This window comes from Lysinibacillus sp. BPa_S21 (assembly GCF_023337795.1).
Taxonomy (GTDB): Bacteria; Bacillota; Bacilli; order Bacillales_A; family Planococcaceae; genus Lysinibacillus.
On record NZ_JALIRS010000013.1, the window covers coordinates 1 to 17,175 of the forward strand.

Annotated in this window: 15 protein-coding genes; 14 read left to right on the forward strand and 1 reads right to left on the reverse strand. The window is 38.7% G+C overall.

Features of this window, described 5'->3' with window-relative positions:
• Positions 1 to 331: hypothetical protein (locus MOK21_RS19715; RefSeq protein ID WP_249075658.1), on the reverse strand; the 331-nt coding region annotated here is incomplete at its 3' end.
• Positions 332 to 496: 165 nt separating this feature from the next.
• Here MOK21_RS19715 and MOK21_RS19720 point away from each other — a divergent pair.
• The 14 genes from MOK21_RS19720 (at position 497) to miaA (ending at position 17,100) form a co-directional block, all read left to right on the forward strand.
• On the forward strand, positions 497 to 1,204 hold the full coding sequence (locus MOK21_RS19720; RefSeq protein ID WP_249075659.1) for a lantibiotic protection ABC transporter ATP-binding protein: 708 nt from the start codon (positions 497 to 499) through the stop codon (positions 1,202 to 1,204).
• A gap of 1 nt (position 1,205) precedes the next feature.
• On the forward strand, positions 1,206 to 1,934 hold the full coding sequence (locus tag MOK21_RS19725; RefSeq protein ID WP_249075660.1) for a lantibiotic immunity ABC transporter MutE/EpiE family permease subunit: 729 nt from the start codon (positions 1,206 to 1,208) through the stop codon (positions 1,932 to 1,934).
• Between the two features lie 3 nt (positions 1,935 to 1,937).
• A complete protein-coding gene (locus MOK21_RS19730; protein WP_249075661.1) occupies positions 1,938 to 2,693 on the forward strand; it encodes a lantibiotic immunity ABC transporter MutG family permease subunit in 756 nt (251 codons plus the stop codon).
• Between the two features lie 28 nt (positions 2,694 to 2,721).
• A complete protein-coding gene (locus MOK21_RS19735) occupies positions 2,722 to 3,384 on the forward strand; it encodes a response regulator transcription factor (protein WP_249075662.1) in 663 nt (220 codons plus the stop codon).
• Positions 3,372 to 4,802, forward strand: a complete 1,431-nt coding sequence (locus tag MOK21_RS19740; RefSeq protein ID WP_249075663.1) for a sensor histidine kinase — start codon at positions 3,372 to 3,374, stop codon at positions 4,800 to 4,802. Before MOK21_RS19735 ends, MOK21_RS19740 begins: the two co-directional genes overlap by 13 nt.
• Positions 4,803 to 4,972: 170 nt before the next feature.
• Positions 4,973 to 5,350, forward strand: coding sequence for an ELKS/Rab6-interacting/CAST family protein (locus tag MOK21_RS19745; RefSeq protein WP_249075664.1), 378 nt, complete (start codon positions 4,973 to 4,975; stop codon positions 5,348 to 5,350).
• A 457-nt stretch (positions 5,351 to 5,807) separates the two neighbouring features.
• Positions 5,808 to 7,352, forward strand: coding sequence for a tRNA (N6-isopentenyl adenosine(37)-C2)-methylthiotransferase MiaB (miaB, locus tag MOK21_RS19750; protein WP_249075665.1), 1,545 nt, complete (start codon positions 5,808 to 5,810; stop codon positions 7,350 to 7,352).
• Positions 7,353 to 7,790 (forward strand): YlbF/YmcA family competence regulator, encoded by a 438-nt coding sequence (locus MOK21_RS19755; RefSeq protein WP_249075666.1) that lies wholly within the window; start codon positions 7,353 to 7,355, stop codon positions 7,788 to 7,790.
• A 127-nt stretch (positions 7,791 to 7,917) separates the two neighbouring features.
• Positions 7,918 to 8,535 carry an outer spore coat protein CotE gene (gene cotE, locus MOK21_RS19760; protein ID WP_249075667.1) on the forward strand — a complete coding sequence of 206 codons (618 nt, stop codon included), beginning with the start codon at positions 7,918 to 7,920 and terminating at the stop codon, positions 8,533 to 8,535.
• Between the two features lie 118 nt (positions 8,536 to 8,653).
• The gene (mutS, locus tag MOK21_RS19765; RefSeq protein ID WP_249075668.1) at positions 8,654 to 11,230 is read left to right on the forward strand and encodes a DNA mismatch repair protein MutS; all 2,577 of its coding nucleotides are present in this window, start codon (positions 8,654 to 8,656) and stop codon (positions 11,228 to 11,230) included.
• A 14-nt stretch (positions 11,231 to 11,244) separates the two neighbouring features.
• Positions 11,245 to 13,131, forward strand: coding sequence for a DNA mismatch repair endonuclease MutL (gene mutL / locus MOK21_RS19770; protein WP_249075669.1), 1,887 nt, complete (start codon positions 11,245 to 11,247; stop codon positions 13,129 to 13,131).
• A 515-nt stretch (positions 13,132 to 13,646) separates the two neighbouring features.
• Positions 13,647 to 15,293, forward strand: a complete 1,647-nt coding sequence (locus MOK21_RS19775; RefSeq protein WP_249075670.1) for a glycerol-3-phosphate dehydrogenase/oxidase — start codon at positions 13,647 to 13,649, stop codon at positions 15,291 to 15,293.
• A 3-nt stretch (positions 15,294 to 15,296) separates the two neighbouring features.
• A complete protein-coding gene (locus MOK21_RS19780; protein WP_249075671.1) occupies positions 15,297 to 16,211 on the forward strand; it encodes an alpha/beta fold hydrolase in 915 nt (304 codons plus the stop codon).
• Positions 16,198 to 17,100, forward strand: a complete 903-nt coding sequence (gene miaA / locus MOK21_RS19785) for a tRNA (adenosine(37)-N6)-dimethylallyltransferase MiaA (RefSeq protein ID WP_249075672.1) — start codon at positions 16,198 to 16,200, stop codon at positions 17,098 to 17,100. Before MOK21_RS19780 ends, miaA begins: the two co-directional genes overlap by 14 nt.
• Positions 17,101 to 17,175: the final 75 nt, after the last annotated feature.

Below are 17,175 nucleotides of genomic sequence, written 5' to 3' on the forward strand. Positions count from 1 at the left end.
ACAGATAAAACATTTGTTGCTGTCGCTTCGCTTTCGCACAGATAAAACATTTGTTGCTGTCGCTTCGCTTTCGCACATAAAACATTTGTTGCTGAAGTTTAGTTTTATCATTATAAATGAGTAGATACATGCACTGTGAAGTAGTTGATTGGAGTGGAGACTGAGCGACTCCTTGGGGATTAGCAATAGAGGAACGAAGGCTAAAACCATCACATCCTGTGATAACGCCTTCGTGACCAACATCGTGTTGGCCCGAGACCCTGGAGCGCAGCGGATGTTTTCTGTGCGAAAGCGTAGTGCTAACGTAGCGGTAGCAACAAAAGCGGCTCATCGGACGCCCCCAGGAAAGCGCTCAGTCGGAACGAAATTCAACGCCCTCGTTTTGCCGACCAATTTGGTTTTTATAGTGTTGTTCTTCAAAAAATTTTCGATATCCTTATAAAATCCTTATAATCATTTTCTACACTATAATCATCGAAAGGAAGATGATTATCAGATGGAAGATATTATTTTACAAACAGAAAATCTTAGTAAAAGTTTTAAAGGACAAAAAGTTGTAGAGGATCTGTCATTAACGATACCTCGCAATACTGTTTATGGTTTACTTGGTCCGAATGGTGCTGGGAAATCAACAGCGTTAAAAATGATAACAGGGATGCTGCGTCCGAATGCAGGAAAGATACTTTTTAATGGGCGTGAGTGGAATCGTAATGATTTAAAAGACATTGGTGTATTAATTGAAACACCACCTTTATATGAAAATTTAACGGCAAGAGAAAACCTCAAAGTTCGTACAATTGCTCTCGGATTGCCACAGTCACGTATTGATGAAGTATTAAGAATCGTAGACTTGACGAATACAGGAAAAAAACGAGCAGGACAGTTTTCGTTAGGGATGAAACAACGTCTTGGAATAGCAATTGCGCTATTAAACTATCCAAAGCTTTTAATTCTTGATGAGCCAACAAATGGTCTCGATCCAATCGGCATTCAAGAGCTTCGTAAACTAATTCGTTCTTTTCCAGAGCAAGGCATTACAGTCATTTTATCTAGCCATATACTATCAGAGGTAGAGCAGGTTGTTGATGAAGTCGGCATCATTGCTGGAGGGAAATTAGGCTATCAGGGAGTTGCTCCACAAGGTCAGGAATTAGAATCATTGTTTATGCAAGTAGTGTCTGCTAATAGAAAGGTAGGCATGTAACATGATTTCAATTATGAAGGCTGAAAGATTAAAGTGGAAAAAGACTTTTATTCCTAAATTAGTTTGGCTAGCACCCATTGTGACGATCTTGCTAACTGCATTATTAATGGGAGGGAGTTTTTTTCAAAGTGGCGCTTATAATTGGTGGTATACAATGCTCTTACCAGGTGCTCTAACGATATGTTGTGCATTGGTGATCGAAAAAGATTCTAAATTGAAATATCATAGTATTCTCGCAATGCCACTCGATCTGAAGAAGATTTGGTTTGGTAAAATACTTGCATGTAGTACATGGTTGTTAGTAATTATACTTATTTTCTTTGCAGGAATAACTGCTGGTGGAATACTATTTGGCAATAGCTATTCTTTCATAAATAGTCTGACAGGTAGTTTATTAATTTTTGTCACGTTTTTATGGCAAATTCCGCTTTGTTTATTCCTTGCGGCAAAATTAGGAACTTATATGGCTATTTTAATAAATTTAGTCGGCAATATTGCTGGTATGATTGCATTTGCGAATGGGAATTATTGGTATAGTGTTCCTTACGCCATTACAGCAAGACTAATATGTCCAACATTAAAAATCTTACCAAATGGTCTGCCAGTACCTGAAGGCAGCCCGTTATTAAGTATGTCGGTGATAGTTCCGGGTATATTAATTGCTTTAGCGTGGTTTGCAATAATTAGCTACCTTACTGCCCGTTGGTTTCAGAAAAGGGAGGCGAAATAGTGCATGGTAATGTTAAGATTACTGAGAGCAGAGTTTCTTAAAACAAAAAGAACGCCATTTTTGCTTACGCATTTAATAGTACCTATTATTATTTCAGGGATGTTTTTAGCATACTATTCTTATTCACCATGGAATTTTGATTGGAAAATATCCGGTTATTTTCAGGCTCTTTCATGTGGGTTTCCGATTATTATTGGATTAGTTTGTGCAATGGCAGCGGAGCAAGAAGCAACTGCAGGACATTTTCAGGAAATGCTAACAGCTACAAAAACAAAAATAGTGGTCTATTTAAGTAAGTTGATACTGTTATTGTTATTTAGTTTTGGAGCAATATTACTGTCCTTCGGTATTTTTAGTGTTGGTTTTATTGAACTGTTGCATGAAGATACTTTTGGTTATCAATTTTATTTCATAGCGGGATGTATTTTATTTGTAGGCTATGCATTTTTATATATTTTACATTTTTTTGTTAGTCTTCATTTTGGTAAAGGTGCCTCAATCGGATTAGGTATTGTGGGATCGCTATTAGTAGCCTTACTACTCACTGGACTAGGTGATGGGATTTGGTCATTTATACCTTATGGTTGGGGTGGTCACTTTGTTTCGTTATGGACATTGAAGGCGTCAGGGCTTGACCTATCAACGGTGGAATTAGGACTACCAGAAGGTATTATTACTTCCGTTTGCGGAACATTGCTAGCGTTAGTATTATCTTGTTTGTGGTTTTGGAAATGGGAAGGTAGAAAGTCTGATAATTAGGGTATGAAGAAATGATGAGGGTAGAAATATGGCAAAAATATTAGCAGTAGATGATGAAAAAGGTATTTTAGTATTGATAAAAAATGCATTACTAAAAGATGAACATTTAGTAACGGCAGTCTCTGATGCAACAGAAGTAAGTAAAATGGATCTTGGTGCCTTCGATTTAATTTTACTGGATGTGATGATGCCTGAAATAGATGGGTTTACTCTATGTGGCCAAATACGCCATGCGGTAGATTGTCCTATTCTTTTTTTAACGGCTAAATCATTGGAGGAGGATCTAATGTATGGTCTTGGTCTCGGCGCTGATGATTATATTATCAAGCCGTTTGGCATTGGGGAGCTACGTGCAAGAGTGAATGCACATTTGAGGCGCGAAAAAAGAGAACGACGTAGTATCCTTTTTGTAGATAACATTCACTTCAATCTATCTGGCAAAGAGCTGTTTGTAAATGATGAAAAGGTTATGCTGACAAAAAGCGAATATGAAATATGCGAATTTTTAGCTCGAAACCGAGGACAGGTGTTTTCGAAAGAAAAGATTTATGAAACTATTTTTGGGTTTGATGGGAAGAGTGACAGTACCGCTATTACCGAGCATATTAAAAATATTCGTTCAAAGTTACATACCTTTCATGTTGACGCCATTGACACTGTTTGGGGGATCGGATATAAATGGAGACAATAAAGCCAACTAAAGGAACTCGACTACATACTTTTTTTCTACGATATCTCCTTTTACTGTGTTTAGGCACTATTCTATTAGTAGTACTACTGTTTAGTATATTTTTATTTACCTTTTCTGCCAACATCGTGTTGCCAGCAAATTATGCAGAAAATCAAATTTCATTATCTAAGGATCGCATTGCATCTAGTAGTTCGGTAACAGCTGATATTATTCCAGACCTTGTTGATTATGCCGTCTATTCTAAAAATGGACAATTTCTTGCAGGGAATCTTTCAGAAAAGGAAGCTTTTAAAGCCTGGGATGTAATGAAAAAAGGGGAAACTCAAAGTGGTTCCCAATTTTACTCGTTTATAGAGCGAGAAAATGAGATTTGTATATTACGATATTATTTAGTACCCCAATATCGTTCAGAAATTTTAAGGAAATACTTGCCTAATCCGCAAATGTTAGAATTTCTACTATTTATTATAGGAATAGTAGCTTATGCAACTGTGCTTGCTATTCACTTTGGCAGAAGTTTAAAGAAAAAAATGTTTGGCTTGCAGGAAGCGATTGAAAAAATACAAAATCAAAATTTGGATTTTACGATTCACCATTCAGGAATTCGTGAAATAGATGAAATATCGATTTCTCTTGAGCAAATGAAAGAAGCCTTAAACAACTCGTTAAAACAGCAATGGGAAACAGAGCAGACCCGTAGAGAACAAATTTCTGCTCTTGCTCATGATCTGAAAACACCGCTCACAATTATTCGGGGGAATGCAGAGCTTTTGCAGGATACCGATCAAGATGATAGTCAAAGAGAATATAATGACTATATTTTGAAAAATACAATGGAAATAGAAAAATTCACGAAAGAGCTAATTGATTTATCGAAAATGGAGAAAAATATCGTTCGTGAAAAAACGAATGTTAAAACGGATGCATTTATAACAGGTGTAGAAGATCAAATGAGAGCTCTTACGTTGGAAAAAAGGCTTCAAGTAGATGTTCAAAAGGAATCCCTTCCTGTATGTATTTTTATCGATGAAGAGCAGTTCTATCGTGCGATTATAAATGTTATTGCTAATGCTGTAGAGCACACACCTGAAAACGGAAAGGTGACATTAACTGTTCAAAGCGCTTCTGACTTTATTCAGTTTACCGTTACCGATAGCGGCCGTGGATTTTCTCCGAGAGATTTAAATGAGGCTACCAAACAATTTTATCGCGGAGATCCAAGCAGAAATGCGGGAAATCATCATGGGATGGGACTTTATATTGCCCAATCAATTGTTCAGAGTCATGGTGGAAAACTGCTAATTTCCAATGATTCATCAGCTGGTGGAGGTAAAGTGACCATTACAATCCCAACCCCAATCAAAGAAGCGCCCAGCCAGAACGGAAATCAACCCCACGCTATGATGACGAGCCTTTAATTAATAAAAATGGTTGGGTAGCACACCTGATAAAATACCTTGAGAAAAGAATGATTATGGCAAATTTGCTACGATCATTCTTTTTGTTTTGGTAAATGGAAAAAATGGGGAGTGTGTTCGGGCAATAGTATTGTAAAAAATGATACAATAAAAGAAAAAAAGAAGAGGCGATGCACGTGGATAACGTCATTGATTTTGTTGCGAAGAAAAAAGAACGTGAAGAAAGACAGCGCGCCCAGGATTTAGAAAGGTATGTTGCGACACAATGTAATTTCCAACAACCAGAAAATATTGATGCACTAGTTGAAGGAAAAGTGATTGAAATCAAGGATCATTCGTTGTTTTTAGGTTTTCTCTCAATATTAAAAGATGAAAAGATTGATCCACTGGATATTTTTCAGGATGTTTTTACATTAGAACCTGCTCGCTTTGAGATGTCCTACAATATGAGATGGTGGTCAGTTGTACAGCTTGCCTTTACATTTTTAACAATTTTAAAGGAGAACGAGCCGCATACATATGCAGATTTTCTTGGTTTACAAAATTAATCTAGAGTATGTGCACGTCTTGGAAAGCTACATAAACGTGCGCATACAGGGCTAGATTCCTTGGAGGACGACTAGAGTCGTTGATAGGAACTGATGAAGTGACGGATAGAATATGCGAAGCGACGGAAAGAATTCAAGGCGACGGATAGAACCGACGAATTGATGGAAAGAGAAGTCAAAGCGACGGATAAAACCGGCAAAGTCGTGGATAGAACCATCAAAATGACGGATAGAGTCCTTAAAATGGTGAAAATAACTGTTAAGCCGACAAAGAGCCCCTCCCGTAAAACTGACGCCCCCCGCAACCAAATGAAAATAGCCATCTAGCTAAGAGTAATTAAGTCTAAACCGCGACATTTAGTACACAAGCCTTGTAGGATGTTGCCATTATTCAGTATAATAGTGAAATGGGATTTCAAATGTATGGAATTCGTTTGAAAGGAGTTACCTGATTGCGATGAATGAGGAACAACGCTTAGCTAATCAACAAGTCAATCAACCAAAAAAAGAAGACAAGCCTGAAAAGGATTATAGTAAATATTTTGAAACGGTTTTTACAGCACCTTCATTAAAAGATGCTAAAAAACGTGGGAAAGAAGAAGTTAAGTACCATAAGGACTTTAACATTGCTGAAGAGTTTGCTGGTATGGGGACGGGGCGTACTTTTTATATTCGTACGTACGGCTGCCAAATGAACGAGCATGATACGGAAGTGATGGCTGGGATTTTTATGCAGCTAGGGTACACGCCTACAGATATTATTGATGAAGCTGACGTCGTGCTACTGAATACTTGTGCTATTCGTGAAAATGCAGAAAATAAAGTATTTGGGGAACTGGGCTTCCTTCTTAAATATAAACGTAAAAATCCAGAAATGCTGATCGGGGTTTGTGGCTGTATGTCACAGGAAGAATCCGTGGTCAATAAAATTTTAAGAAGTTATCCGCATGTTGACATGGTGTTTGGAACACATAATATTCACCGTTTACCGAACATTTTAAAGGAAGCCTATATGTCTAAGGAAATGGTCATTGAGGTTTGGTCTAAAGAAGGCGATGTTATTGAGAATCTGCCGAAAAAACGTCTTGGCTCCATCAAAGCTTGGGTAAATATTATGTACGGTTGTGATAAATTCTGTACGTATTGTATTGTCCCTTATACGCGTGGTAAGGAGCGTAGTCGCCGTCCAGAGGAAATCATTGCTGAAGTTCGTGAGCTAGCGGCTGCGGGCTATAAAGAAATTATGCTACTAGGACAAAATGTCAACGCTTACGGCAAAGATTTTGAGGATATTGAATATCGACTTGGTAATTTGATGGATGAATTACGTAAAATTGATATCCCACGTATTCGTTTTACAACGAGTCATCCACGCGACTTCGATGATCATTTAATCGAGGTTCTTGCAAAACGTGGTAACTTAGTAGAACATATTCATTTACCAGTTCAATCTGGTTCAAATGACGTGCTGAAAATTATGGCGCGTAAGTATACACGTGAGCATTTCCTTGGATTAGTAGCAAAAATTAAAGCGGCTATTCCGGAAGTAACGCTAACAACTGATATTATCGTAGGTTATCCTAACGAAACAGAGGAGCAATTTGAGGAGACATTATCCTTGTACCGAGAAGTCGGCTTTGAAATGGCCTTTACTTATATTTATTCTCCTCGTGAGGGTACACCTGCTGCCAAAATGGTGGATAATGTACCTGAAGAAGTGAAAAAAGAACGTCTTCACCGATTAAATCAGGTTGTAGGGGAATACTCTCGCAAAGCATTAGAAGGCATGAAGGGTGAAGTAGTAGAAGTCTTAGTTGAAGGTACAAGTAAAAAACGCGAAGATGTGTTAGCTGGATATACGCGTAAAAATCGTCTTGTAAACTTCAAAGCTCCAGCAGATCTAATTGGTCAATTAGTGAAGGTAAAAATAGTTGAAGCTACTTCGTATTCACTTAGTGGTGAGTTCGTAGAAGTAGTAAAAAATGAAAAGGTGGAAGCGTAAATGTCACAAGTATTATATACAAAAGATGATTTAATCAAGAAGTCACACGAAATTGCGCATATGATTGCCAATACGCCAGAAGTTGAATTTTTCAAAAAAGCAGAAGCACAAATTAATGAAAACCAACTAGTACGTGAACGTATTGCAAGTCTAAAAAGCCTACAAAAACAAGCTGTTAACTTCCAACACTTGGGAAAAGAAAAAGCGCTTAAATTAATTGAAGACAAAATCGAAAAAATCGAAGAAGAAATCAACGCAATCCCAGTGGTTCAACAATTTAAAGAATCTCAAGGTGATGTCAATGATTTATTGCAATTAGTGTCGAATACAATTGCTAACAATGTAACAAATGAGATTGTTCGCTCAACTGGTGGGGATTTACTTTATGGTGAAACTGGCTCACAAGTAGCAAATAGAAACCCAGGCAGCTGCTCTTAAAAATAATAGAAGGAATAGCTCGAATGAATGATTTCATTCGAGCTATTTTTATGATCATATGAAAATCCGCAATTCGATTCTATAAAAATATATGTTCACCCAATAGGCGCTACCTGCATATGATGGAGTGAAAAGAGTCGAAGGAGGAATTGCGCTGAAACGTTTACGACAAATCGTGACGAGAGCAGTAGTTGCCAAAGGGAAGAAGAGAACGGAAGAACGAGTAACATTAAGTCCATCAAATAAGCCGACGAGTATTCTCGGTTGCTGGGTGATCAATCATACTTGCTCCGCAAAAAAAGTCGGTAAATTTGTAGAAGTATCAGGGAAATTTGATGTCAATGTATGGTATGCCTATAGTAATCATTCGAAAACAGCAGTGTTTTCTGAAACGGTTCACTATAAAGACAAAGTGAAGCTTTCTTTTAGAGACGGTGAAGTGAGTGTTGGTGATGATGTTCGTGTACGCGTTATTCAAGAGCCTAACTGCATAGAGGCAATCATCTCTCCATGTGGAACGAAATTTGAAATCGTTGTAGAACGCGAAGTCATTGTAGAGGTAATGGGAGAAACGACGATTTGTATTAGTGTACATCCACTAGATTTCGAAGAAGAATGGAACTTTGATGATGAGAGCTCATCCTCGTCTTCATCTAGCTCTAGTTCCAGCTCATCGTCTAGTTCAAGTGGTGAAGGAAGGTATGCTTTAGAGTCCTCATCGTTTCCTGATGAAAGACCAAGATAATACGAAAGATTTTATACATGCGAAGCGCTAACATCTTTAAAAGGTGAATGAAGCGTTTCGCATGTATCTTTTGTTATAATAAAAATATCTATATTGTTAGAGCGAGGTAAATGTTTAAATGACAACGTATACACCAATGATGCAACAGTATTTGCAGGTAAAAGAAGATTACAAGGATGCCTTTTTATTTTTTAGATTAGGCGATTTTTACGAGATGTTTTTTGAGGACGCTATAAATGCCTCTCAACTTTTAGAAATTACATTAACGAGCCGGGATGCGGGAGCAAAAGAGCGTATTCCAATGTGTGGTGTTCCACATCATTCGGCAAAAAATTATATAGAAACACTTGTGCAAAAGGGCTATAAGGTTGCAATTTGTGAGCAAACAGAAGATCCGAAACAAGCAAAGGGTGTAGTGAAGCGTGAAGTCGTACAGCTTATTACACCGGGTACAATCATGGAAGGTAAGTCGCTTGAAGGTAAATCCAATCATTTTATTGGTGCTGCGGAACAATTCGACGATACGACATTTGGCTACGCTTATTTAGACTTATCTACAGGTGAAGCAGTAGCCTCCTCGATGGAGGGCGACGGTAAAGCGCTATTAATGCAAATGCAGGCTTACGGTATTCGTGAGTTAATTGTCACAGAAAGTTTACAGCTTCTATTAGCGGAGCATGCAGTAAACGCAGGTATCGTCCTTTCTATTGAAACAGATGAAATGATGTCGGATAAAGCTACACATTATTTAGAAGCGGTACCAAATGATTTAAAAATTGCTTGCTTGCGTTTGCTAGCTTATATCGATAAAACACAAATGCGTTCATTAACACATATTCAAGCATTTACTTATAATGAAATGAAAAATTATTTACGTATAGACTCTAGCTCGAAGCGTAATTTAGAGCTTATTCAATCTATTCGCGGTGGCGATCAAAAGGGTACACTTTTATGGTTATTAGATGACACCGTGACGGCAATGGGAGGGCGAAAGTTAAAGCAATGGTTACATCAACCTCTTGCTTCACGTTCTGCGATAGAAGAGAGACTAGCAACTGTCACTGATTTATTGGAGGAATATTTTGTAAGAACAGAACTCCAAGCTTCTTTAAAACAAGTATATGATTTAGAGCGTTTAGCTGGGCGTGTAGCTTTTGGTAATGTAGGTGGACGTGATTTAGCACAGCTACGCGATTCATTACGTCAAGTACCTACCATTCAGCAACAATTACTTAGCTCCAATAAAGCAACATTACAAAAGCTAGGCGCAGCGCTTGATACGTGTGCGGATGTTGAGGAACTATTGGCTCGTGCGATTACAGACAATCCTCCAATTGCGATTAAAGAGGGTGACGTCATTCGTGATGGCTATGATGGTCGCTTAGATGAACTACGCTATGCTTCTCGTAATGGGAAGGATTGGATCGCACAGCTAGAGCAAGAGGAACGGACAAAAACAGGCATTAAAAACTTAAAAATCGGCTACAATCGAGTTTTCGGCTACTATATTGAAATTACGAAATCTAACATCCATTTAGCCGATTTAACGCGCTATGAACGTAAGCAAACTTTGGCAAATGCTGAGCGTTATATTACTCAGGAGCTTAAGGAAAAAGAAGCGTTAATTTTAAATGCTGAGGAAGAAAGTTTAACGTTAGAGTATAACTTATTTGTGGCCATACGTGATGAATTAAAGGTGTTTATTCCACGTGTCCAAGCGTTAGCGGCAAGCATTAGTGAGTTAGATGTGTTATTAAGCTTTGCGAGTGTTTCAGAGAAATATCGTTTTACGAAGCCTGAGTTTCATGGCGGGCGTTCGCTAGAAATTATCGAAGGACGTCATCCAGTTGTTGAGAAAATGCTTAATAAGCAAATGTATGTACCAAACGATTGTGTACTTGAGGATAATAACAATATGATGCTTATAACAGGTCCGAATATGTCCGGTAAAAGTACGTATATGCGTCAGGTTGCACTCATTGTTGTGATGGCACAAATGGGCTGCTATGTGCCTGCTGAAAAAGCTAGATTACCAATTACAGATCAGATTTTTACACGTATCGGTGCTGCGGATGATTTAGCTGCAGGACAATCAACATTTATGGTGGAGATGTTAGAATCTCAGCACGCGATTACGCATGCTACAAAAAATAGTTTAATGCTCTTTGATGAAATTGGCCGTGGGACATCTACTTATGATGGCATGAGTCTTGCTCAATCCATGATGGAATACATCCATGACAAAATCGGAGCAAACACACTGTTTTCAACGCACTATCATGAATTAACGGCACTCGAAAACGAGCTACCACGACTGCAAAATGTACATGTATCTGCTACTGAAAAAAATGGCACAGTTGTCTTTTTGCATAAGGTGAAAAAGGGGGCTGCCGATAAATCTTACGGAATTCATGTAGCGCAGCTTGCACAATTACCAGAGGAAATTTTAACAAGAGCACAAGTGTTACTTGAAAACTTCGAATCTGGAAACGAAGTAGCTGTGGCACAAGAGGTTGTTGAAAAGCCAATGCAAATGTCACTATTTACAGAGGAAGAACCAACCTCTCAAACTTCTCCGGCAGAGGCAGAGGTACTTAAAAATCTTGAAAAAGTAAATATTCTAGGTACCTCACCAATGCAAGCGATGAATATTTTATATGAATTACAGCAGCAATTATTAAACATAAAAAAATAAAGGAGTGAAGCGCTATGGGAAAAATACAAATTATGGACGAGTGGCTGTCCAATAAAATCGCGGCAGGGGAAGTAGTTGAAAGACCAGCCTCTGTCGTTAAAGAGCTTGTTGAAAATGCCATTGATGCTGGGAGTACGTCCATTGATGTTTTTTTACTAGAAGCGGGCCTCACTTCAATTCAGGTCATTGATAATGGTAGTGGTATGGATGAAGAGGATGCACTTATATCATACTCTCGCCATGCAACAAGTAAAATTCATCAGGAACATGATTTATTTCGAATTCGTACGCTTGGCTTCCGTGGTGAGGCATTAGCATCCATTGCATCTGTGTCTAAAATGACACTCATTACATCAAACGGAGAATCAGGAACGTATTTAGAGCTTGAGGGTGGACATGTCGCTACGCATAAACCAGGCCCTTTGCGTAAGGGAACAGATATAACAATCGCACAGTTATTTTTCAATACACCCGCGCGGTTAAAATATATGAAAACAATACAAACCGAGCTTGGACATACAATTGATCTAATGAACCGTCTTGCACTCGGAAATCCACAAATTGCCTTTAGATTGCTGCATAACGGCCAGCAATTGTTACAAACAAATGGACGTGGTGACGTGCAGCAAGTATTAGCTGCAATTTACGGTGTGCATAATGCTAAGAAAATGGTGGCGTTCAATGGAGAGTCACATGATTATAAAATTTCTGGATACGTCACTCTACCAGAGGTGACTCGTGCTTCAAAAAACTATATGTCGTTATTTGTGAATGGTCGCTGGGTGAAGCATTATTTGGTGCAAAAAGCGATTGTAGATGCTTATCATACGTATTTGCCCATCGAACGTTTTCCAATTGTCGCGCTCTATATAGAGGGAGACCCTTATTTAACAGATGTCAATGTTCATCCTGCCAAGCATCAAGTACGTTTAAGTAAAGAGCCTGAACTTCTTAAGTTAATTGAGGAAACGATACGAGAGAAAATCCGCAATGTTATTCGAGTCCCTCAAATGGAGAAGAAGGAGAAGGTGGCAAAACCTGCAACAGAGCAGTTAAATATTTGGAAACCAGCACCAAAGCTGAGTGTGGAGAAAATGAATGCTATTGTAGAAAAACTTTATGATGTGCAAACAGTTCAGGAATCGAACACATTAGATCCTATAGTGCCACAACCTGAATCCTCCCCTACTATCATTGAAGATAGCTGGAAACCGACACCGGTGATGGAAGTAAATAGTCCCGAGGGAGTAAATCCTCCAGAAGAAGTGAAGCTAGAGGAACCAATAGAAGTTCTACAGGATGATCCAGAAAAGGAACCATTCCCTACGCTCGAAGTGGTAGGACAAATTCATGGTACGTATATTGTTGCGCAAATGGAGGATGGTTTTTATTTAATTGATCAGCATGCCGCTCAGGAGCGCATCAAATATGAATTTTTCCGTGAAAAGGTCGGTCAGGTGAACCCAAATGAACGCCAAACTTTATTGCTTCCATTGACCTTCCACTATGCTGCTGACGAGGCTCTTATATTAAGAGAAAATAGGCAGGAGTTAGAAGCTGTTGGGGTATTTTTAGAGGAATTTGGACAGGCTTCATTTGTCGTGAGAGAGCATCCTAGCTGGTTCCCTAAAGGAGAAGAACAGGAAATTATTGAAGACTTGATTGAACAGGTGCTGACAACTAAAAAGGCAGACGTCAAAAAATTACGGGAGGCAGCAGCGATTATGATGAGCTGTAAAAAGTCGATAAAGGCCAACCATTATTTAACGAAAGAACAAATGGACACGTTATTGCAAGATTTGCGCAATGCCGACAATCCGTTTACATGCCCTCACGGACGTCCAGTACTGATTCATTTTACAACGTATGAAGTAGAAAAAATGTTTAAACGGGTAATGTAGTTGGGACGCCTAACAAAGGTTCAAGAGCAAAATGAATAGATCATGCGCATAAAAGGAATTTTGTAGGTAAAGCATATACAAATGATTCATCATCAAAAGTTGTGAATGACATTTTAAAAAATGTATGCCGTTTATCTTCATTCAGTAGAGACTTCTACCTCATTAATAATGAGGTGAATGTGGATATGCTTTGCAGTGGGGCATCCAAGCATCTATTGAAATAGAGGAACTCAGTCTAAGAACGCCACGTCCTGTTGCAACGACTGAGTGACCAACATCACGTTGGCCCAAAGGCTCCGGCAGATATCACGGATTTTTAAAGCGATGAATTGTGCGGATACAATTCAAAATCCAAACGTAATTACGCCAAGGCGACATCAACCACACGTTATGGTGATGAGCTATAAAAATGACATTAGAATTTCTATGCTTAAGGTCATTGCTAGTTAATAGGCTAACATACGCAATAGAGGTTACACGTATTTTCAAATTATAGCTAATGGGGGGAGAAAGATATGTTTTCATTTGAGCATCGTCCTAAAATTATAAATTTTTTAGAGCAATATAGCTTTGATGTTTTAGTTATTGGTGGAGGCATTACGGGTGCTGGTATTGCGCTAGATGCCGCATCTAGAGGATTATCAGTCGCTTTGATTGAGAAGCAGGATTTTTCTGCTGGCACATCAAGCCGTTCAACAAAGCTTATTCATGGTGGACTTCGTTATTTAAAGCAGCTGGATGTTAGTGTAGTAGCTGAGGTTGGGCGTGAGCGTGAAATTGTCTATGACAATGCTGTTCACGTGACAACCCCTGAAAAAATGTTACTACCATTATATAAGAAGGGCTCACTTGGACCATTTACTACATCAATGGCATTGAAGGTATATGATCGATTAGCCGGTGTTAAAAAGCATGAACGTAGAACAATGTTAAACGCCCAGGAAACGGCAGAGCTAGAGCCTTTACTCAATCGAGATGAGCTTATTGGTGGAGGGTATTACGTTGAATATCGTACAGATGATGCCCGTTTGACAATTGAAGTGCTGAAAAAAGCTGTGGAATATGGGGCGCTTTGTTTAAATTATGCGGAGATGACAGAATTTTTATATGAGAAGAAAAAGCTTGTTGGGGTACAAGTGAAGGATCATGTTACAGGGAAAACAATCGAATTGCATGCTGCGCAAATCGTCAATGCTACTGGACCTTGGGTAGATGAGGTCCGCCACAAGGATAAAGTAGTAGATAAAAAACAATTACGTCTGACAAAAGGGGTCCATATTGTCCTTGATCAAAAGGATTTTCCATTAAGGCAGGCAGTGTATTTTGATATAGTGGATGGGCGTATGGCTTTTGCTATACCACGTGATGGTAAAGCCTATGTAGGGACAACAGATACAGTTTACGAGGGAGACCCTGTTCATCCTGTCGCTACCCAAGAGGATGTTGACTATTTAATTGCTGCTGCAAAAACAGTCTTTCCAACTGCAAATATATCAAGAGATACGATTGAATCGTCGTGGGCAGGTGTGCGTCCACTTATATTTGAAAAAGGCAAGGATCCATCTGAAATTTCACGCAAAGATGAGATATGGATGGCACCAAGTGGACTAATGACGATCGCTGGTGGTAAATTAACGGGATACCGTCAAATGGCAGAAACAATCGTTGATAAAATTGTGAAAAATCATAAATTTAAGCACGTAAGTCCATGTGTAACACGTGAGTTATCGCTTTCGGGTGCAAAGGGTATTAATGCCATCAATTTCTCTGATTATAGTACTTATAAAGCTAAAGAGGGCGTTCAGTATGGTCTTAATTATGATGAAGCAAAACAGCTTGTACAAAAATATGGTACAAATGTTGATGCCTTATATAACCAAGTGAAATACTTACATGAGCACGGAAGTACGATGCCATTAGCCTTACATGCCATGCTACTTTATGCCATAGAAGCGGAAATGGTATACACACCAAGTGATTTCTTTATTCGTCGAACAGGCTTATTATACTTTGATATTGATGCAGTAAAACGCTATAAACAGCAGGTCATTCAAGTGATGCAACAACATTTTCACTATACAGAGTCACAAAGAAATACTTATATAGCTCAATTAGAGCAAGCCATTTTAGATGCAACAAATTTTGCGGAAGAAGGAGTGTAAGTAATGCGTTATATTGAAATGTCAGATGGCCATTTTCTGTTTACTCGAACATTAAAGCCAACGAAGCCATGTATTGGCCATATTCATATTCTGCATGGTATGGCGGAGCATAGTGGACGTTATGTTAAATTTGCCAATAGCCTAAATGAAGCTGGCTATGCAGTGACAATGCATGATCATCGAGGGCATGGAGAAACGGCAGCCTATAATGGCACACTAGGTTTCTTTGCTGAAGAAAATGGGTTTGAACGTGTCGTAAAGGATGCGCATGAAGTAGTAACAATATTGCATGAACAATTTGCTGATGTACCTTTGATTTTATTTGGACATAGTATGGGGTCGTTCATTACTAGAAGGTATATTCAATTGTACGGTGATCAAGTAGACAATGTGATTTTATGCGGAACAGGTAATGTTACAGCATTGCATACGATGGGGAACTTAGTAGCAAAAGTATTGGCCAAACAGTCCGGTAAAGAGACGGAGAGCAAGTTATTAAATAAGCTGAGCTTTGGTAGCTTTAATAAACAGTTTCCAAATTCGAAGACTGCATATGATTGGTTATGTTCAGTAGAGGATGAAGTGGAAAAATATATCGATGATCCATATTGCGGTTTTATCCCAACAAATCAATTTTTTGTCGATTTAACAACAGGTTTTATGTCGTTAAATCGTAAAAGTGAGATAGCAAAAGTAAAGAAAGATTTACCGATATTATTGATAAGTGGTAGCAAGGATCCAGTCGGAGAACAAGGCCAAGGTGTGTATGCTGTTGCTGAACAATTTGCAGAAGCGGGTCTACAAGATGTGACGGTTTACCTATTTGAGGATAAGCGACATGAAATCCTAAACGAAGATAACCGAGAGGCAGTCTATCAACTTTTATTACGGTGGTTAGAAAAATATGATACAAGATAAATTACAGCAGGCAGAGGTCGTAGCAATCGTAGGGCCTACTGCTTCTGGGAAAACGGCATTAAGCATTGAATTAGCCAAAAAATATAATGGCGAAATCATCAACGGTGATTCCATGCAAATCTATCGAGGCTTAGATATTGGTACAGCGAAAATTACTGAGGAAGAGATGGAGGGTGTCCCCCATCATTTATTAAGCTTCAAAGAGCCAACGGAGTCCTTTTCAGTAGCAGACTATCAAAAATTAGTACGAGCTAAAATTGCGGAAATTCAAGAGCGGGGAAAGCTACCGATTATTGTAGGGGGCTCAGGCTTATATGTGCAGGCAGTTCTCTTTGATTTTCAATTTACGGAGGAGCAGGTAGATGAGGTAGCTCGGAAAGCCTATTATGAAGAGCTAGAGAAATTAGGTCCAGAGGCCATGCATGCTAAGCTTAAAAAACTTGATCCACAAACAGCTGAGGCAATTCATCCAAACAATACCCGCCGTGTTATACGTGCATTAGAGATGATTGAGCTTAGTGGCGTTTCAAAGGCTTCTGAAGCACAAAATCGTGGAGAAGTTCCACTTTACAATCATGTGATTATAGGGCTTGGGCAAAATATGTCACGTGAAAAGCTCTATGATCGTATTAATCTTCGCGTGGATATCATGATGGAAAAAGGGCTTTTAGAAGAAGTAAAGGGCTTATGGCAGCAAAATATTCGCGGCGTGCAGTCCATCCAAGCAATCGGCTACAAGGAATTATATGATTACCTTGATGGAAAATGTTCATTAGAAGAAGCCGTTGATAGTTTAAAGCAAAATTCTCGCCGTTATGCGAAAAGACAACTAACTTACTTCCGTAATAAAATGGATGTCTATTTTGTTAAAAATGACGAAAAACTTTAATTAATTTCTAAAAATTACTAATTGCCAAATTGGGAGAACATGCTACTATAGGAATGAAGAGGTAGAAAGAGAGTA